Source organism: Acetobacter tropicalis (genome assembly GCF_030644465.1).
Lineage (GTDB): Bacteria > Pseudomonadota > Alphaproteobacteria > Acetobacterales > Acetobacteraceae > Acetobacter > Acetobacter tropicalis.
In genome coordinates this window covers 1,679,502-1,696,962 of sequence record NZ_JAUYUW010000001.1, presented here as the reverse complement: position 1 = coordinate 1,696,962, position 17,461 = coordinate 1,679,502, and the positions used below count along the sequence as shown (strand labels likewise).

The 17,461-nt window shown below is 53.9% G+C and carries 16 protein-coding genes and 2 tRNA genes; 7 read left to right on the top strand and 11 right to left on the bottom strand.

Translation table 11 applies throughout. The features are described from left to right. The 4 genes from QWU00_RS07525 to QWU00_RS07510 all read right to left on the bottom strand — a co-directional run bounded on the left by QWU00_RS07525 (nt 1) and on the right by QWU00_RS07510 (nt 3,461). Nucleotides 1-777 (bottom strand): hypothetical protein, encoded by a 777-nt coding sequence (locus QWU00_RS07525; protein ID WP_081938996.1) that lies wholly within the window; start codon nt 775-777, stop codon nt 1-3. 668 nt (nt 778-1,445) lie between these two features. After that, a tRNA-Pro gene (locus QWU00_RS07520) sits at nt 1,446-1,522 on the bottom strand. 88 nt (nt 1,523-1,610) lie between these two features. Then, nucleotides 1,611-2,195: an LOG family protein gene (locus tag QWU00_RS07515; RefSeq protein ID WP_035378958.1), complete on the bottom strand. Its 585-nt coding sequence runs from the start codon at nt 2,193-2,195 to the stop codon at nt 1,611-1,613. Nucleotides 2,196-2,243: 48 nt separating this feature from the next. After that, on the bottom strand, nt 2,244-3,461 hold the full coding sequence (locus tag QWU00_RS07510; protein WP_035378956.1) for an MFS transporter: 1,218 nt from the start codon (nt 3,459-3,461) through the stop codon (nt 2,244-2,246). 139 nt (nt 3,462-3,600) lie between these two features. Here QWU00_RS07510 and QWU00_RS07505 point away from each other — a divergent pair, with 139 nt between their 5' ends. Next, nucleotides 3,601-4,176, top strand: coding sequence for an NUDIX domain-containing protein (locus QWU00_RS07505; protein WP_035379001.1), 576 nt, complete (start codon nt 3,601-3,603; stop codon nt 4,174-4,176). A 104-nt stretch (nt 4,177-4,280) separates the two neighbouring features. Here the strand turns inward: QWU00_RS07505 and hemJ are convergent, their stop codons facing one another. From hemJ to hemE, 3 genes are read right to left on the bottom strand one after another with little or no spacing between them, the layout of a single operon-like run. Further along, on the bottom strand, nt 4,281-4,733 hold the full coding sequence (hemJ, locus tag QWU00_RS07500; RefSeq protein ID WP_035378954.1) for a protoporphyrinogen oxidase HemJ: 453 nt from the start codon (nt 4,731-4,733) through the stop codon (nt 4,281-4,283). Beyond that, nucleotides 4,730-5,431 (bottom strand): HAD family hydrolase, encoded by a 702-nt coding sequence (locus QWU00_RS07495; RefSeq protein WP_035378999.1) that lies wholly within the window; start codon nt 5,429-5,431, stop codon nt 4,730-4,732. The genes hemJ and QWU00_RS07495 overlap by 4 nt, the downstream gene beginning before the upstream one ends. Next, entirely contained in the window at nt 5,431-6,510 is a 1,080-nt protein-coding gene (gene hemE / locus QWU00_RS07490; RefSeq protein WP_035378951.1) for a uroporphyrinogen decarboxylase, read from the bottom strand. The genes QWU00_RS07495 and hemE overlap by 1 nt, the downstream gene beginning before the upstream one ends. Nucleotides 6,511-6,880: 370 nt before the next feature. Between hemE and QWU00_RS07485 the strand changes: the two genes are divergently transcribed. From QWU00_RS07485 to QWU00_RS07470, 4 genes are all read left to right on the top strand, one after another. Next, nucleotides 6,881-7,513: a Maf family protein gene (locus tag QWU00_RS07485; protein ID WP_035378949.1), complete on the top strand. Its 633-nt coding sequence runs from the start codon at nt 6,881-6,883 to the stop codon at nt 7,511-7,513. An 85-nt stretch (nt 7,514-7,598) separates the two neighbouring features. Next, nucleotides 7,599-7,674, top strand: a tRNA-Ala gene (locus tag QWU00_RS07480). Between the two features lie 420 nt (nt 7,675-8,094). Next, the gene (locus QWU00_RS07475) at nt 8,095-9,336 is read left to right on the top strand and encodes a multidrug effflux MFS transporter (RefSeq protein WP_045541842.1); all 1,242 of its coding nucleotides are present in this window, start codon (nt 8,095-8,097) and stop codon (nt 9,334-9,336) included. A gap of 138 nt (nt 9,337-9,474) precedes the next feature. Further along, entirely contained in the window at nt 9,475-10,818 is a 1,344-nt protein-coding gene (locus tag QWU00_RS07470; protein WP_052051250.1) for an amidohydrolase family protein, read from the top strand. A 162-nt stretch (nt 10,819-10,980) separates the two neighbouring features. Here QWU00_RS07470 and QWU00_RS07465 read toward each other — a convergent pair whose 3' ends face one another. The 4 genes from QWU00_RS07465 to QWU00_RS07450 are packed head-to-tail and all read right to left on the bottom strand — an operon-like array spanning nt 10,981 to nt 13,315. After that, nucleotides 10,981-11,400, bottom strand: a complete 420-nt coding sequence (locus QWU00_RS07465; RefSeq protein WP_006557817.1) for a hypothetical protein — start codon at nt 11,398-11,400, stop codon at nt 10,981-10,983. A 24-nt stretch (nt 11,401-11,424) separates the two neighbouring features. Further along, nucleotides 11,425-11,619, bottom strand: coding sequence for a Trm112 family protein (locus QWU00_RS07460; RefSeq protein ID WP_006557818.1), 195 nt, complete (start codon nt 11,617-11,619; stop codon nt 11,425-11,427). A 23-nt stretch (nt 11,620-11,642) separates the two neighbouring features. Then, entirely contained in the window at nt 11,643-12,344 is a 702-nt protein-coding gene (locus QWU00_RS07455; protein ID WP_035378947.1) for an LON peptidase substrate-binding domain-containing protein, read from the bottom strand. Between the two features lie 11 nt (nt 12,345-12,355). Next, the gene (locus tag QWU00_RS07450; RefSeq protein WP_035378945.1) at nt 12,356-13,315 is read right to left on the bottom strand and encodes a tetratricopeptide repeat protein; all 960 of its coding nucleotides are present in this window, start codon (nt 13,313-13,315) and stop codon (nt 12,356-12,358) included. 233 nt (nt 13,316-13,548) lie between these two features. On the opposite strand from QWU00_RS07450, the gene uvrA reads away from it, so the two are divergent. Both uvrA and QWU00_RS07440 read left to right on the top strand, forming a co-directional pair. Then, on the top strand, nt 13,549-16,443 hold the full coding sequence (gene uvrA / locus QWU00_RS07445; RefSeq protein ID WP_035378943.1) for an excinuclease ABC subunit UvrA: 2,895 nt from the start codon (nt 13,549-13,551) through the stop codon (nt 16,441-16,443). 38 nt (nt 16,444-16,481) lie between these two features. Next, entirely contained in the window at nt 16,482-17,279 is a 798-nt protein-coding gene (locus QWU00_RS07440; protein ID WP_035378993.1) for a creatininase family protein, read from the top strand. Nucleotides 17,280-17,461 lie beyond the last annotated feature (182 nt).

Sequence of the window (17,461 nt, the reverse complement as noted above, 5' to 3'; positions counted from 1 at the left end):
TCAGCGTTTATCGCAGCTTTCCGTCAGGGAATTAAAGAAACGCCCAGCACTACAACGCACGACATCAGAAGGCTGAGAGACAGTCTGGGGCGCAGCACCGGAATAAACAGGCTGCTGATAGGATGAATACGCTGGATCTCCCACCGGCTGAGAAGACGCGCCTCCATAGTAATAGCTTTGAGGGGCGTAGATATTCTGGTTTTCGTATCCATCATAAGAAGACGCTACGGCACTTCCTACAGCCAAGCCAAGAACGGAACCGAAGACGAACGGAGCGCCCCAACCCCATCCCCAGCCGCCATAGGGGCCAGCTCCCCAGCCCCAACCTGGATATCCACCCCACCCCCAACTGTAATAGGGATATCCCCATCCGCCGTAACCCCAGCCAGGACCTCTGCCCCAACCGCCGCCCCAGCCACCGCGGCCACCACGCCACCCCATACCACCCCGGTAGAATCCTCTTCCTCCGGGGCCTCCAAAACCCGGGCCTCCAGGCCTAAAGCCTCTCCCCCCCGGCCCGCCAAAGCCGGGACCACCGGGGCGAAAGCCGCCACCGCCAAACCCGCCGCCTCTAAAGCCACCGCCTGGCCCCATACCACCACCACGAAAGCCTCCCCCGCCGCCGCGGAATCCACCCCCGCCGGGGCCGCCACCATGAAAACCGCCGCCTCCCGGCCCACCACCCGGATGCGCCAGAGCCTGCGCCACAGGAGCCAGTCCGATTGCCAGAGAGAGGCAAACCGCCAAGCTATATTTGAATGATGCTTGTTTTTTCATGATCCTCCCCCCGCAGGGTCGATATCCAATTCCACCTGACGTCAGTTTGTCCAACCGAGCCAGTGGTTCCTTATAAAAAGATGGGGCTTTTGACGCTGCGTTTCCATCCCCATCCAGTCTTACAGCATGGAATAATAACGCTATCCGCAGTAAACGTTCATCTTACCTACGGCTATACGGCAATCTGATGGCGTATAAAGATAAGAACATGAAAGAAACAGCCCAAAACATGAGGTTTAAGCCACAAAGACAGGGGGAAAACCGATACAGAACCAGCATGACAAAGCTACCTTCAGCCAGCCGCCAAACCCTTCACCAGACTGATCTGGTAGCGTTTTGAATGCTCTTTCAAATGACTGGAAGCCGATGGAAGCCAAAAGATTTTAGGACTGAAAAAGCGGTCTTACCATCACGCTACAGTGTTCTGGGAGCACAAAGATCCTGCCTTTTAAACGCCGTTAAAACGTAAGAAGACAAAGGCGGCAAAGGCATTCGGGATTAAAAAGGACTATCAGTTCTCAATACCGCTGACACTCGAAACAGCCGCTGACAAAAAACCCACAGAACATCCAAATGCATTCTATGGACATGCAATATGTCGAAACTATTGCGGCCTATGCCCCTACAAATGACTGCACCGGCATTTATTATTTTTCAGGGAAAAAGTCTGGTCGGAGTGAGAGGATTCGAACCTCCGGCCCCTGCGTCCCGAACACAGTGCTCTACCAGGCTGAGCTACACTCCGATGACCTGCACGGGGCTATACCGCTCTCGTGCCACTTTAGCAAGAGCAGAAACGCAGGGAAACGCATTTCTGCTCCCTTTATCGCGTCTTACAGTTGCCCGGCGGGTACTTTCTGCTGTGCTGCTTGCGGCTGAGAAAAAGCCAGTGCGGTCTCAATATCCGGCACAGTCTGAATCATGGCACGGGAAACCGGCTCGGCAAATCCCTGCGCCACCGCAGCATCCAGCATGGCAATGACATGATCAGCCCAATGCGCCACATTCACCAGAATAATCGGCTTTGCATGCTGGCCAAGCTGCTTCCATGTCAGAATTTCCATCATCTCATCAAAGGTGCCAAATCCACCCGGCAGGATCCAGAAGGCATCCGCACGCGAGAACATGATCTGTTTGCGCGCATGCATGGAGTCCACCACAATCAGTTCTGCCACGCCCTCATGCATTTTTTCACGGGTTTCCAGAAAATCCGGAATAACACCTGTTACAGTGCCCCCGGCTGTCAGCGCTGCGTCTGCCACCACGCCCATCAGGCCATGTGCGCCACCGCCATATATCAGCCTGACGCCCTGCTCCGCCAACACCTGCCCGGCCTCCTGAGCTGCCTGCCGATAAAGCGGATTATTTCCAAACCGGGATCCACAAAACACGGCAACAGCACTCAGCATTACAGGCATCGGCTTTTTCTCCTCTTGCAAGATGATGCGTTACTGTCTCACGCCTGTTCAGGAAACGCCAGCCGTATGATGCTGCTGGCGGCCTTTCACCACCACACACAGCATCATTCCCAACAGGCAGCAAAGGGCAGTTATCTGAAACAGCACACCATACCCCCATAGCGGTATAATCAGCCCCAGAAGAGGGCCGGAAATGCCAATGGCAATATCCAGAAAAACAGAAAATGCACCAATGGCAGCCCCTCTGTTTTCAGGCCCGATCTGTTCGACCGCCCCAACTCCCAACGCAGGAAACAGAAGCGAGAACCCGGCCCCGGAAAGAGCCGCACCCACATTGGCCCAGAGGGGGGAATTGCCCCACGCCAGAACGGAAAGCCCCAGCGCCTCCACTAACAGAGAGACAAAAGCCACAGCCATGCCACCGCGCTTTGCAATCTGGGATGTAAAGACAAAACGGGTCAACACAAAAACTGAACCGAACAGAGAGAGGCCTATTGCCGCTCCGCTCCAGTTCTGATCTGCAAAATAAAGTGCCAGCAAGGCGGAGATCGCACCAAAGCCGATTGACCCAGATGCAAGCGCCAGACCATAGGGCATCACACGCGAGAGAATATGGAAAAAGGAATGCGGCTTGGTTGCTGGCAAAGGTGTGACGGCAGGCTGACGATGCGCCAACGGTAAGCCTATCCCCATCAATGCTGCTGAAAGCAGCCCTACCCCGCAAAATCCTCCAAAAACGGATAAGGAAGGAGCATGATAAAGAAGGGTCGCAACCGGTGCTCCTAACGCAATGCCGCCATAGGAGCAGATGCCGTTCCAGGAAATGACCTGAGCTGTGCGCGCCACACCCACGCGCCGAATATTCCAGACAATGGCCGCTGTAGCCACCCAGCTTTCCGCAAACCCCAGAATGATACGGCCTACAATTACAAGAAGCAGAGCCAGGGCCGGAAGAGAGGTCAAAACCCCTGATATGGCCAGCATCACCCCTGAGACTACGCCCGCCGCAAGCCCAACCTGCACCACTTTCTTGGGCCCAATGGTATCAATCCTGCGGCCAGCTCCTGCGCGTGTGGCAAACGTGGCCAGATACTGCACAGAAACAGCAAAACCCGCCATGGCAGAACTGAAACCCAGTTTCTCCCGCACAAACAACGGCACAACAGCCATTTGCAGGCCAATAACGGTGTAACAAAGCAGCGTAAAAAGCACGACCGCCAAAATAGTCATCAGGACGGAGGGCGAACGTACTGGCGTAACAGACATGATAAAACCCTTGAACAATCCGCTTTTGCTGTCTCTTCACACACTCCCCCGGCTTATGCCAGAACGCGGAGAAGTGCTTTTTGAGAAAGAATTCTGTTAAATATGATCTTCCCGATACCGGAAGATGGAACTACGCGTCATGACCACGTCATCCCCCGATGCAGGCGGATACCTCGTCCTCTCATCCCGCATTGCTTATGAAAACCCATGGACCCGCGTAAGGGAAGACATTATCCGCCGCCCCAATGGAAAAGACGGGCTATATGGCGTGGTTGAACGGGGTCAATTTGTTGTGATCCTGCCGTTGGGCCGCACAGACGATGGCAAACCAACAATTACGCTGGTTAACCAGTATCGTTACCCTATTGGCAAACGAATGTGGGAACTCCCCATGGGGATGTGGGAATCCCGCCCGGATGCCTCCCCCGCAGATGTTGCCGCAGGAGAACTACGCGAAGAAACAGGCCTGATTGCCCGCACCATGCATCACGCCGGAGAAGTGTATCAGGGCGCAGGATATTCCACACAGAAAGGGCACGTCTATCTAGCCACGGATCTGACACCCGGCCCAACAAACAGGGAGGATACGGAACAGGACATGACATGTCACACCCTTCTACTGGAAGAGGTTGAAGAAATGATCCGTAAAAACCAGATTACTTGCATGGTCAGCCTTGCCGCCTTCGGCATGCTTCGGGCTCAGAATCTTATTTGATCTTCAATTGATATAAGTGGTTTTTAAAAGACATCTTCCAGATCGGATAATGACCTGGAAGATACAAAATTTTTATTGAAAAAATATTATCATAAAACAGAGTTTCAGAACGGCCTGACGATAACCATGATTACGATAATCATCATGAGCACTGTCGGTACTTCATTGGCAATGCGATAATACCGTTCAGGATGCTGGTTCTGATCTTTTTCAAAATCCTTACGCCACCGCGCACAAAAACCGTGAAACGCAAACATTCCTAATAAAGCAGCCATTTTGCAATGCCACCAGCCAGCATGCCAATCGACAGCTCCGGGAGTCAGAACAAGAAGAACACCAAAAAACAGGCTTGAAATCATGGCAGGATTGATAATAGCCCGCAGAAGTCTACGTTCCATGATCTTGAACCGCGCACTTTCTTCCGATCCAATCTGCACCTGGCAATGATACACAAACAACCGAGGCAAATAGAACATCCCCGCCATCCACGCCATGACAGACATGACGTGAAACGCCAGAAACCAGCGTGTCCAGGGCAGGAAGGCTTCAATTGTCATGCCAGACGTCCCTGCGCCTTCAAGGCTTCTTTCAGAAGGGGTGCAAATTCACAAAGATGATGAATAACAACCAGATTTGGCCAGTCAGGCACCTCTTCACCTGCCTTGCGCAGTAGAACGCACATCATCCCGGCATCAATTGCCGCCCGTGCTCCTGTGTTACTGTCTTCCAGAACAACACAGTTTGCAGGAGCAACCTGTTCTTCCTTTGCCGCATGCAGGTAAACATCCGGCCGCGGTTTGGGTATTCCCATATCCCGTGCAGAATGAATGCGTCCTTCAAAATACGGTGTCAGATTGGTGGCAATGAACTTGGCATCCATTTCCTCAACAGAAGAATTGGAACCAACCCTGACAGACAGACCAAGTTTTGTAACATCTTCAAGCATGGCATAGACACCGTCTATCGGCTCCACGCCCTGCTTCATGGCGGCTACAAAACGAGCCTGCGTTCTGGCAGCCCAATCCTCACCAAGAGATTTTCCGGTTTTCTGCTCAATAACATCCTGAATACTGGGCAGCGCCATGCCGGAAAACGTATCAACGGCCAGATCATCTGGCACGTCCATACCTGCTGCTCGCGCTTCCTGAGCACTGATACGGCAGCATGTTTCCTCACTGTCCACCAGAACCCCGTCACAATCGAAAATGACAAGTTTCAGGCTGCCATCAGCGGAAAGAGCAAGAGGAGAAGCCATCATGCTGTCTCCCTGACTGTTTTAACCAGATCAGCAACATGTTCCACAGGCGTTTGCGGCAACACGCCATGACCAAGGTTGAACACATGAGCCCGGCCTTTACCCGCATTTCTGACTGCGAGCGCTTCCCGTCGCATGGCCTCTCCACCTGCCAGAACGGCAATCGGGTCCAGATTGCCCTGAAGACCAATGGACTCCGGCACCTGTGTACGCATCAGCGCCAGATCCGCACTGGTATCAAGTGCCACAACATCTACACCTGTTTCCCGTGCATATTCCGGCACCATCATGCCGCCCAGACGCGGGAAACCGATGATTTTCACAGAAGGATGTTTTGCTTTCACAGCCTGAACAATCTGCCGGGTAGGCGCAATAACGTGCTTACGGAATTCGGAGGGCGGAAGCAGACCAGCCCAGGAATCAAACAGCATGACGGCTTCCGCCCCAGCTTCAATCTGGGCACATAGGTAATCTGCCGTCGTTTCTGTCAGCAGAGCCATGATACGATCAAACAGCGCGGGTTCGGCAAACGCCATCTGCCGGGTAATGGCAAATTCACGCGAACCACCCCCTTCAACCATGTAACAGGCCACAGTAAAGGGAGCTCCAGTGAACCCCATCAGGGTTGTTGCTCCGCCCTTCGCCACACCAATATCGTCCGGACCATCAAGAACTTTGCGCAGGCGGCTTAATGTTTCAAGAACAGGTGCGGTAATCTCCGCAATGCGGTTACGGTCCAGTCTGGCAAAATCCTGTTCGCTGCGGATAGCGCCCAGAACAGGGCCTTTTCCTTCAACAAACTCTAAAGACTGACCCAATGCCCAAGGCAGGATCAGAATATCGGAAAACAGGATGGCACCATCCATTCCAAAACGGCGGATGGGCTGCAATGTCAGTTCCGTGGCGATATCTGGCGTCATGCATCGCGTCAGAAAATCAGCCTGCGCACGCATAGCCCTGAATTCAGGAAGAAAGCGTCCTGCCTGTCTCATCATCCAAAGCGGTGGTGGCCACATGGCCTCACCATTCAGGGTTTTGAGAAGGCGCTTGGAGGGGGGGATTTCTGTCTTGCTGCTCATGCTCAGAAGTCCTGCACGTCTTTTTCCAGCCTGTCCACGCCCTCTTAACTATAAAAAAAGAAGATAGAATTGATTGTAGGGGTTAAGAGGTACTGTGGATGACGGGGTACCCACTATTCCAAAAATGTACCCCATCTTCCCCACAGTGTGTACAGATTACAGAGTCTTGGAAAAACAGGGGTTTTTCGAGTTATCCAGAAAATACCCCAATGAGGCTGTGTACAACTCACCGGTTCATGACTCTTGCAGGTTGTGCACGGTACTCGGTACGGGCTTGTCATGATCGCCGTACAATCCACATGTACCCCGGTACTCAGGATAGTACTCATACCCCTATTTTTTGCTCAGTACCTGAAAGAGACTCGCTCACGTGACAGATTTAGTACTTAAGCCGACTCCATTACAGGACAAACGCCACGAACTAGTACTAGCCAGTACGTCTGCTATCAGACGAATAGTACTGGCCAATGCAGGATTGGCTTTTTCCATCAGACCCTCCTCTGTTGATGAAACGGAATTGAAGGAAGCAGGGCTGCGGGAGGGCTGGTCTCCCGCAACGGTGGCCCTCCGGCTGGCGGAAGCAAAAGCTCTGGCGGTGGATATGCCAGATGCCTTTATCATCGGGGCAGATCAGATGCTGTCTTGCCGGGGAGCTCTCTATGATAAACCAGAGGACAGACAGGTCGCCCAAGATCAGCTTCTGTCCCTGCGTGGGCAGACACATACGCTGCATACAGCAGTTGTGGTGTGCCGTAATGGCCGTGTGCTGTGGCAGCATGTGTCTGAACCGCACCTGACCATGCGGTTATTCTCTGATGCGTTTTTGCAAACCTATCTGGAAGAGGAAGGAGAGCGGTGTCTGGCCTCTGTCGGGGGGTATAGGGTTGAAGGACCTGGGTTGCATCTGTTTGATAGAATAGAGGGAGATCACACTGCTATTCTGGGTCTGCCTCTTTTGCCGCTTCTCTGTGCGCTGCGTGAGATGGGTGTCATAATTTCCTGAAAAAAGGGGCTTGCCACCCAGAAAAACGCCTTGTATTAGGCATGCACACACATACCACCCCCAAATGGTATGCTTGGAACAGTGTGGGGCCATAGCTCAGTTGGGAGAGCGCTTGAATGGCATTCAAGAGGTCGTCGGTTCGATCCCGATTGGCTCCACCAGTTCTCTCCCTCCCAATAAATTTTTTGTTGACTGTGATCTTAGGCAAAATTGTTTTGCTTGTTGGCCACAAAAATATGTGCGTCTGATAAATGAAGCTGCTCTTCTGCCGCCTGAGATGATCTTGCGCTGTTTTTGAAGCATCGCCTCAGACTTAGAACGCCTCTGTCCGTTAAAAATGTCTTCATAAAAGAAGCAAACGAGGCCTCCGGTCGTTCTTTAGAGAGGAACCGCACAGAAGTCTTGGCGGGCAGCGTATCTCTTCAGTCTAGGGGTGTTCAGCGGGAGGAGAGTGGTGTGTGCTAAGGGAACTGCTTTTTGCTGTTCTGGTCTGCGCCTCTCTTTGTTCTGATCTGGCTGGACAAAACAGGACTGAGAGACAAAAGAACAATTTCTTCCTTTTTTCGGGTCTGATTTCATACATGACACGCTTCTCTCCCCCAAAAACATTGCCTAGCGGTAGTTTTACCCCTTGGCTGATCGTGTTGTTGGGGTTGGTAACGGCCATTGGTCCGCTTGCAACAGATATGTATCTTCCGGCTTTTCCGGAAGTGGAGCGTGATCTGGGCGGTGGTCCGGGGTCCGCACAGTTTACACTGGGCGCGTGGTTCTTCGGGCTGGCGATAGGTCAGTTCTCCCAAGGGCCTCTTTCTGATCGCTTTGGCAGGCGCGCACCGCTGGTGATTGGTCTGGCAATTTTTGCCGTGGCGTCTGCGGGTTGCGCCATGGTGCAGAATTATCACCTCTTCTGTCTTTGTCGCTTTCTTGGGGCCGTGGGCGGTTCAGCCAGTGCTGTGATTCCCCGTGCCATTGTGCGGGATGTGGCAACAGGCAAAAAGGGCGCCCGCATCATGTCGCAATTGACGCTGGTGTTTGGCGTCATGCCGGTTCTTGCTCCCAGCCTTGGCAGTATTGTGCTCAAGTTTGGCAACTGGCGGTGGATATTCTGGGTTGGCGCGCTTTATGGGGTTGCTGGCATTGTTGGTATTTTGCTCTCCCTGCCCGATACGCTGGCCCCTGAACGGCGGATTGCGTTTTCGCCGGTCAGAATTGCAAGCCGCTATATTCTGATCCTCAAAGAGCCCGTTTTTTTCTCCAATGCGTTGCTGGCCACGTTTTCCACCTTTGTCATGTTTGCCTACCTGGGCAGTGCACCAGTGCTTTTTGAACAGGTGCTGCATTTCTCCGCTGGGCAATTCGGCCTGTTCTTTGGCGTCAATGCTGCTGCCTTTATTCTGGGGACACAGATAAATGGTCGGCTGGTGCATAAATTTGCCATGCCCTTCCTGCTGGAAGCAGCTCTTCTATGGGCGCTTGGGGTCGGTGTGCTGTTTGTTGTACTAGCACTTGCCGGTATTGCCGGGGAACATCATCCCATTCTTACGTGTGCGCTTATTACCAGTATTACAGGGGCTCTGGGCTTTATTGGACCCAATGCCACAGTAATGTCCTTTTATCATCATGGGCATCATGCGGGCAGTGCCTCGGCCATGCTTGGAACCATGCAGTTCAGTATCGGTTCACTGAGTAGTGTATTGGTGGGAATGCTGCCGGGCGGTAGCGCTATACCAACAGCAATTGGCATGATGACAGGAATCCTTGGTATGGCGGCGGCTGATCTTATGCGCCGTCGCGCTCCGGCCATCGGGACGGAGGATGACTAGGGTTTCCTGATTGTGTCTTGAAAAGGAAGAGGCATGAAACAGCAGGCGATCGAGCAGACACATTTGCCCAGCCAGAAGAAACAACGCAGGCTTTGCTCTTGTTTCTCAGCCCTGCTGCTTGCGGGGGCCAGCTCTTTTATGATGTCAGGTCTGCCAGCCGAGGCAGCTACTGCAACGACCCCCGTTTTGCTTGACCATGTCAGGCTGTTTGATGGCACAGATTCTCCTGAGCAGGAGGATATGGCTGTTCTGGTGAAAGGGCAGTCCATCGCGGCAGTCGGCCATAGTGGCACGGTCAAGGCGCCAAAAGGGACCAAGCGGATCGATCTGTCCGGTAAAACGCTTATTCCGGGGCTGATTACCAACCATAGTCATGTGGGGGTGGTCTCTGGAACAAAAGTGGGGGCGGAGAACTTTACAGTTCCTGTGATCAAGGCCGCACTTGATCAGTATGAGCGCTATGGCGTGACGACCGTAACAGCACTTGGCCTGACCAAATCGCCTCTGTTTGATGATCTTCGCAAAGCCCAGCATGCCAACACGGATGGCGCTGATCTGTTCGGGGTGGATCAGGGCATTGGTGTGCCGGGCGGCATGCCGCCGGAGGGGATGGTCAAGGTTGGAAAAGACCAGATTTTTCGCCCATCAACGGCGGAAGAAGCCCGCCAGGCTGTGGATACCATGGTCAGCGAAGGCACGGATCTGGTGAAGCTGTGGGTGGATGATTTCCGTAACGGTGTAAAATCAGCCAAGCCCCTGCCCGTCATGAAGCCGGAGGTCTGGCAGGCCGTGATGGCGGAAGCGCATGCCAAAAATGTGCGGGTGGCTGTCCATATTCATGATCTGGCTTATGCCAAAAAGCTGGTTTCTGCGGGCGCGGATATTATTGCCCATGGTGTGCGTGATGAACCCGTGGATGATGAACTCATCTCCCTGATGAAAAGCCATAACGTATGGTATGTGCCAACAATCAGCTTGGATGAAGCAACCTATCTGTTTGCCGAACAGCCGGCCCTGCTGAATGATCCCGTTCTGAAGGCGGGCTTGAGTGAAGACCTGACCCGCCAGTTCTCCGATGCAGCATGGCGGGACAAAATTGTGAAGTCACCGTTGGATGCGGCGTCTCATAAAGCTGTCGCCATGAATGAGCAGAACTTGCTGGCCCTGTATAAAGCGGGAGTCAAAATCGGGTTTGGCACGGATTCCGGAGCTGCGCCTGTCCGTATTCCGGGCTTTGCCGAACATCGGGAACTCAGGCTGCTGGTTGAGGCTGGACTGACACCGTTGCAGGCCCTCCGGCTGGCAACCAGTCAGGCTGCGGCTTTGCTCAATCTGTCTGACCGTGGGGTCATTGCCCCCGGCAAGCGGGCGGATTTTGTGGTGCTGGAAGCTGACCCTGTCCAGAATATCGCGGCGGTTGATCAGATCAGCGCCGTGTGGCGCGGCGGCGTGCGGGCGGATGGCCCACTTGTGCCGCGGTAACGCGCAGCGCATTAAAAACTGCAAACAGAACAGGCTTCCGTAACGCTGCGGAAGCCTGTTTTTTGTTTGTATGAAGCATGCTGCCCTGTTGGCAAAAGAGACACCGCTGAGAGTGCTTCAGGCTGGAAAAGGCTAAGTCGTTTTTCCGGCCTCTGACTGCCTTTAACGGGGTTGCTGCGTCTGCTGTGGCGGCTTGCCGTAGATCGCTTCTGTTTCCGGAATAACGGAATGGCCATCGCCCTGATCCAGCGGTCCGTTGGCCGCGTTGGAAGGGGTAAGGGCCTCATACCGGTCTTCAGGCTTCTGGGGCTTTTCTTCTGGCAACTGGCCGTTGGCGCGGGCTATGTCTTCGCGTTCTTCCTGTTCCTTGGCACGGCGTGCTTCCGCTGGGGCCGCTTCAGGCATGAAACGGCCGGGGCGCTCGTAAGGAAGATCAATATTGTCACCTTCAATTTCTCTGTGACAGCCCCCCAGAAACGGGAGGGAAAGGAGTGTAAGGCCTATCCCCACCAGAAAACCGGAAGAATGGGGCCGCATGCCGGTTGTCCGGTTGGGCCGAGCCAGAGAAAAACGATGTATCACGGAAGAATGGTGTCCTGCCGCAGGTTAGCCTTCCAGGTGACGCGCTTCCTCAGGCAGCATGACGGGAATGCCATCACGGATGGGAAAAGCCAGATGGGCTTTCTGACTGACCAGTTCGTTGGTTTCAGCGTTATAGGTCAGCGGCCCCTTGGTAACGGGGCAGACCAGCAGGGAAAGCAGGCGCGGATCAAGTGGGGCGTGGGTTTCAGCACCAGACATCAGGTATCATCCATACAAAATCATCATGAAGGCGGCCCCTCATCTTCCGGGCCAGCCAGATCAAGCAGCATCTGTAGCACACGCACACGGTCTGTCAGCGTGCCAGCATCAAGCAATGCCTGTTTTTCAGCCGGAGGGAAAGGACAGATCATGGGCAGGGTGACCAGCAGAACATCATCTCCCATCTGTTCAATGGCGGACCAGCGTGCGCCCAGCCCCCGTTGCTGGAAATACCGGCGCATGGAATCCAGCAGTTTCTGACGATCAAAAGGCGCGGAGGGAAGTTCGCTGAGGTCAGATGCAAAGGAAGACGCATCAATCCGGGCCTGCCGGTAACCGCGATGCAGCCCGGTCTCCCGCAGAAGCCGGAACCGGGCAATGCCACTCAGCGTGATGGCGTATGTGCCATCAGAGCGTTCCGTAAAGGAGGTTATCCGGCCAATGCTTCCAATATGGTAAAGCGGCGGAGCGTCATCTGTTTCTGCATCTTCTTCCTTCCAGACGGGTTGAATCAACCCAATCAGCCTGTGGGAGGCCAGCGCATCTTCCACCAGCGCAATATAGCGCGGCTCAAATACGTTCAGAGGCAGCTTTCCCCGTGGCAGCAGCAAGACACCGCTGAGCGGAAAAAGCCCGATCTCGGCCGGAATATCAGCCAGTGTCAGGTCAGACACCCGCGGAATGGCCCGCGCGATGTCCTCGTCATCAGGGAAATAAGAAGCCAACGGTCCGGATATCAGGAAAAAAGGAGGGAGGAGAGCTTGCGGCGGGCCGCAAGGGTGGCAGGGTCATCATGTCCCCAGGCTTCAAAGAAGCGCAGCAGTTGCAGGCGGGCAGCCCCTTCTTTCCAGTTCCGGTCAGCGCGGATCACGGCCAGAAGTTCATCTGCGGCTTCTTCCCGCTTGCCAGCGGCGTTCAGCCCGGTGGCCAGTTCACAGCGCGCATCATAATCGTTGGGGTTAGCGGCCAGACGTGCCCGCACTTCTTCCATTTCCTCGGCGGCCTTGCGGCCTTCCTTTTTCAGTTCAAGGGCCGCGCGGGCCCCTACAACTTCCGGGGCTTCCGCAATTTTGGCGGGCACATCCGCCAAGGCGGCTGCGGCTGCTTCTTCATCATCAAGCGCCAGCATGGCGCGGATCAGGCCACTCCATGCCTTGGGGTTTTCAGGCTCTTCCCCAATTACGGCGGAATAGAGCTCGGCAGCGTGCTCAGGGCGGCTGGTTTCCAGCGCCACATTGGCCTGCTCAAGCAGTTCGGTTGCGGGCATCGTGCCACCACCAGCGGCTTTCAGCACGTTTTCCACAAATTTCTTGATCTCGCTTTCCGGCAGGGCCCCCTGGAACAGATCCAGAATCTGCCCTTTCCAGAAGGTGGCAACCAGTGGGATGGACTGAAGCGGCAGACCAACCTGCGCCAGCTGGGCGGTCAGCGCCCGATTGGCTTCAATATCAATTTTGACCAGACGCAAACGGCCTTTGGCTGCCGTCACCACTTTTTCCAGCACAGGAGCAAGCTGTTTGCACGGGCCACACCAGTCTGCCCAGAAATCCACCAGCACAGGCACGGTGCGGCTTGCTTCAATCACATCCTGCATGAAGGTGGCCTGAGAGCCATCAGAAACAAGCGGGGCAGAAGCCTGAGCGCCCACGCCTTCATTCTGCGCGCCGGGACGGGACTGGCCGATAATATGGTCCATCTGGTGTTATCCTTGCTCAAAACTGCGGTGGAGGCATGCAAAAAGCGCTCCACATTTTGCGGCATGCGCCGCGCTTATCGTTCTAGATGGTCAATCAATCGTCCCGGTGCAATGGGAATTCAGGCAATCCATGCCCATATGGGCAGATTAAGTGTGTTGGGCAGCATTCCCATACAGCATGGGTAAGGGCTACAACAGCAACAGGACAAAACAGGAACGGCGGCGAACCCAAGATGGAAAATACCCCTCTGCCCGGTCATCAGGCCATTCGCGTTCGTGGCGCGCGGGTGCATAACCTCAAGAATGTGGATATTGATATCCCGCGGGACAGCCTGACCGTGATGACGGGCCTTTCTGGCTCCGGCAAATCTTCTCTGGCGTTTGACACCATCTATGCCGAGGGCCAGCGCCGGTATGTGGAAAGTCTCTCCGCCTATGCCCGCCAGTTTCTGGAACTGATGGGCAAGCCGGATGTAGATTCGATTGAAGGGCTTTCTCCGGCCATTTCCATCGAACAGAAAACCACCTCCAAGAACCCGCGCTCTACCGTAGGCACGGTGACAGAAATTTATGATTACATGCGTCTGCTGTGGGCGCGTGCCGGAGTACCGTATTCCCCAGCGACGGGTCTGCCCATTGAGGCGCAGACCGTCAGCCAGATGGTTGACCGGGTGATGGCTCTGCCGGAAGGCACGCGTCTGCTTCTGCTTTCGCCTGTTATTCGGGACCGTAAAGGAGAATACAGAAAGGAACTGGCCGAACTGCAACGCAAGGGTTTTACCCGCGTGAAGGTGGACGGCACGCTGTATGAAATTGGTGATGTTCCTTCCCTGAACCGCAAGTTGCGGCATACGGTGGAAGTGGTGATTGACCGTATTGTGGTCAAACCCGGTCTTGAAACGCGGCTGGCGGACAGTTTTGAAGCCGCGCTGGAACTGTCAGATGGCATTGCCTACACGGAAGAAGTGCTGCGTGACAGTGATGCCACGCCAGAACGGCTGGTATTTTCCTCCCGTTTTTCCTGCCCCGAAAGTGGGTTCACGCTGGAAGAAATTGAACCCCGGCTGTTTTCCTTCAACGCGCCGCAGGGGGCCTGTCCATCCTGTGATGGGATTGGCACGGAAACCTTTTTCAACCCTGCGCTGGTTGTGCCCAATCCGTCTCTTTCCCTGAAAAAAGGCGCCATTGCGCCTTGGAAAGATGCAAAATCGCCTCTGCTGGACCAGACATTGCAAAGCCTGGCCGAGCATTTTGGCGCCAGTATGGAAACCCCGTGGAAAGATCTGCCGGAAAGTGTGCAGAACAGTATTCTGGATGGTAGTCTGGAAGATGTGACGTTCACGTATAAGGACGGCAAGAAAAGCTATAGCGTAACCAAGCCGTTTGAAGGGGTGCTCGGCAGTCTTTCCAGGCGATTGGCCAATACGGATAGTATGTGGGTGCGTGAAGAACTTTCACGCTATCAGTCTGAAAAGCCCTGCCATGTCTGCAATGGCGCACGGTTGCGGCCGGAAGCGCTGTGCGTGAAGGTGGCCCAGAAAACCATTGCGGAAGCCAGTGATCTGCCAATTGGCAAGGCGTTGGACTGGTTTGATACGGTGCTCCCTACCCTGACACCACAAAGAGCAGAAATTGCTCGTCGTATCTTGCGTGAAATTCTGGAACGTTTGAAATTTCTCGATGATGTGGGGCTGGAATATCTGACTCTCTCCCGTAGTTCTGCCACCCTTTCTGGTGGAGAAAGCCAGCGTATCAGGCTCGCCAGCCAGATCGGGTCCGGGTTGACCGGAGTTCTGTATGTGCTGGATGAACCCTCCATTGGTTTGCACCAGCGTGATAATGAACGCCTGCTTGGTACATTGGACCGTTTGAAAAAACTGGGGAATACTCTGATTGTTGTTGAACATGATGAGGACGCCATTCGCAGTGCCGACTGGCTGATTGACATGGGGCCCGGTGCGGGCGTCAATGGCGGTACAGTTGTGGCTGCGGGTACGCCTGAACAGGTTGCAAAGTCACCGGAAAGCCTCACTGGTGCGTATCTGTCTGGCCGCAAGAAAATTCCTGTTCCGGAAACAAGGCGCCCGATTGATAAAAAACGGATTCTGACAGTTGAAGGTGCAAGCGGGCATAATCTTAAAAACGTAACTGCACGCTTTCCATTGGGAACATTTACCTGCGTGACTGGTGTATCTGGCAGCGGAAAATCCACGCTGGTGATTGATACTCTTTACAAAACCCTCTCACGGGAACTGATGGGGTCTTCAACTACACCGGAACCCTGCAAGGCGATAAAAGGGATAGAACTGCTCGATAAAATTATTGATATCGACCAGTCGCCCATCGGGCGTACACCGCGCTCCAACCCGGCAACCTATACGGATCTTTTCACCCCTATTCGTGACTGGTTTGCCGAACTGCCTGAAAGTAAGGCGCGGGGCTACAAGCCGGGCCGTTTCTCCTTCAACGTCAAGGGCGGTCGTTGTGAAGCCTGCCAGGGCGATGGTGTGCTCAAGATCGAGATGCACTTCCTGCCTGACGTGTTTGTCACATGCGATACCTGCAAGGGAAAGCGGTATAATCGGGAAACGCTGGATATTAAGTTCCGCGGAAAATCCATTGCGGATGTTCTGGCCATGAGTGTTGATGAAGCCGTACCCTACTTCTCCGCCCAGACCCGTATTCGGGACCGGTTAAGCATTCTGCAAAAAGTGGGGTTGGGGTATGTAGCCTTGGGTCAACAGGCCACAACTCTTTCGGGTGGTGAAGCCCAACGTGTTAAACTTTCCAAGGAACTAGCTCGTCGGGCGACAGGCCGCACGCTTTATATTCTGGATGAACCAACCACAGGACTGCATACGGAAGATGTGCGGAAACTGCTGGAAGTACTGCATGCGCTGGTTGACCAAGGCAACACGGTTGTCGTGATCGAACATAATCTGGAAGTGATCAAGACCGCAGACTGGATTGTGGATGTTGGCCCCGAAGGAGGGGATGGTGGTGGTCAGGTTGTGGCTGAAGGCACGCCTGAAGAGATAGCCGCCTGTCCTGAAAGCCATACAGGCCGGTTTCTGGCTCCTTTACTTCTTAAAAAACCTGCTAAAAAAACAACTAAGAAGAAAAAATGAGAATGCGGCGTTTATTTGGAAAAAACACGTGGCGGCACATGGCTGCGTGTTTGCTGTGCAGTGCGGGCATTATCGGGAGCACGCTCCCGGTCTGCGCGGCATCTTCTTCCGTTCTGTTTGAGCAGCAAACCTGGAAAGAAATTCAGGCTGATATTGCAGCAGGTACTACCACAATAATCATACCTGTAGGGGGCACGGAGCAAAGTGGCCCCTATATTGCGGTAGGTAAACATAATACGCGGGCGCTGTATCTTGCACAGCAGATAGCACAAAAATCGGGACATACTCTTGTAGCGCCGGTTGTGGCTTATGTTCCGGAAGGAAGCACCTCCCCCCGAACATCTCATATGCGTTTTCCGGGCACCATTACAGTTTCTCCTGATGTTTTTGAAAAACTTCTTATCTCCGCAGGAGAAAGTTTTCAGGTGCAGGGATTCAAACTGATCGTGTTTCTTGGAGATCATGGTGGCTACCAGAAAGATCTGCAAAAAGCAGCAGAAACACTCACGCGAAAATGGCAGGGAACAGGTGCAAAAGCAGTGTATGCTGCTGGCTATTACACCGTCGTGGCGCATCAATATTCAGATTGGCTGAAGCAGAAGGGATATGGCAAGGATGTTGGTATGCATGCAGACATCAGTGATACCTCGCTCATGCTGGCAGTTGATCCCTCGATGGTAAGAGAGCAGGCTCTGCGGGCTTCCGGAGTGCCCTCTACGGCTGAAGGTATATATGGTGGAGACCCACGCCGTGCATCGGCCGCATTGGGTCAGGCTGGACTTGCCATGCAAGTGAATGCAGCCGTGCAGGCTATTGAACAGGCCCGTGGGAGGTAGCGCACAGTAAAGGAGAGGCTGTTTGAAAAACCTGTTTGGTTGGTTTCGTTTTTAGGAGCCAGATGATGTGTTTTTTAGGTAGTTCTCTTTCGTGTGGTCATTGGTTTTTTTCAGATTCAAAAAAGGTTAACACGTCCTTGACGCACGATGTTTTAAATAGGCTTTAAGAAAGTTTTTACAGA

What these genes read in the sequence shown, in the direction of transcription:
- hemE (WP_035378951.1), bottom strand. Translation starts at nt 6,510, where the DNA reads ATGAGCAGCAAGACAGAAATCCCCCCCTCCAAGCGCCTTCTCAAAACC.
- QWU00_RS07525 (WP_081938996.1), bottom strand. Translation starts at nt 777, where the DNA reads ATGAAAAAACAAGCATCATTCAAATATAGCTTGGCGGTTTGCCTCTCT.
- uvrA (WP_035378943.1), top strand. Translation starts at nt 13,549, where the DNA reads ATGGAAAATACCCCTCTGCCCGGTCATCAGGCCATTCGCGTTCGTGGC.
- QWU00_RS07515 (WP_035378958.1), bottom strand. Translation starts at nt 2,195, where the DNA reads ATGCCTGTAATGCTGAGTGCTGTTGCCGTGTTTTGTGGATCCCGGTTT.
- QWU00_RS07510 (WP_035378956.1), bottom strand. Translation starts at nt 3,461, where the DNA reads ATGTCTGTTACGCCAGTACGTTCGCCCTCCGTCCTGATGACTATTTTG.
- QWU00_RS07450 (WP_035378945.1), bottom strand. Translation starts at nt 13,315, where the DNA reads ATGGACCATATTATCGGCCAGTCCCGTCCCGGCGCGCAGAATGAAGGC.
- QWU00_RS07495 (WP_035378999.1), bottom strand. Translation starts at nt 5,431, where the DNA reads ATGGCTTCTCCTCTTGCTCTTTCCGCTGATGGCAGCCTGAAACTTGTC.
- QWU00_RS07440 (WP_035378993.1), top strand. Translation starts at nt 16,482, where the DNA reads ATGGCTGCGTGTTTGCTGTGCAGTGCGGGCATTATCGGGAGCACGCTC.
- QWU00_RS07460 (WP_006557818.1), bottom strand. Translation starts at nt 11,619, where the DNA reads ATGTCTGGTGCTGAAACCCACGCCCCACTTGATCCGCGCCTGCTTTCC.
- QWU00_RS07470 (WP_052051250.1), top strand. Translation starts at nt 9,475, where the DNA reads ATGATGTCAGGTCTGCCAGCCGAGGCAGCTACTGCAACGACCCCCGTT.
- QWU00_RS07475 (WP_045541842.1), top strand. Translation starts at nt 8,095, where the DNA reads ATGACACGCTTCTCTCCCCCAAAAACATTGCCTAGCGGTAGTTTTACC.
- hemJ (WP_035378954.1), bottom strand. Translation starts at nt 4,733, where the DNA reads ATGACAATTGAAGCCTTCCTGCCCTGGACACGCTGGTTTCTGGCGTTT.
- QWU00_RS07505 (WP_035379001.1), top strand. Translation starts at nt 3,601, where the DNA reads ATGACCACGTCATCCCCCGATGCAGGCGGATACCTCGTCCTCTCATCC.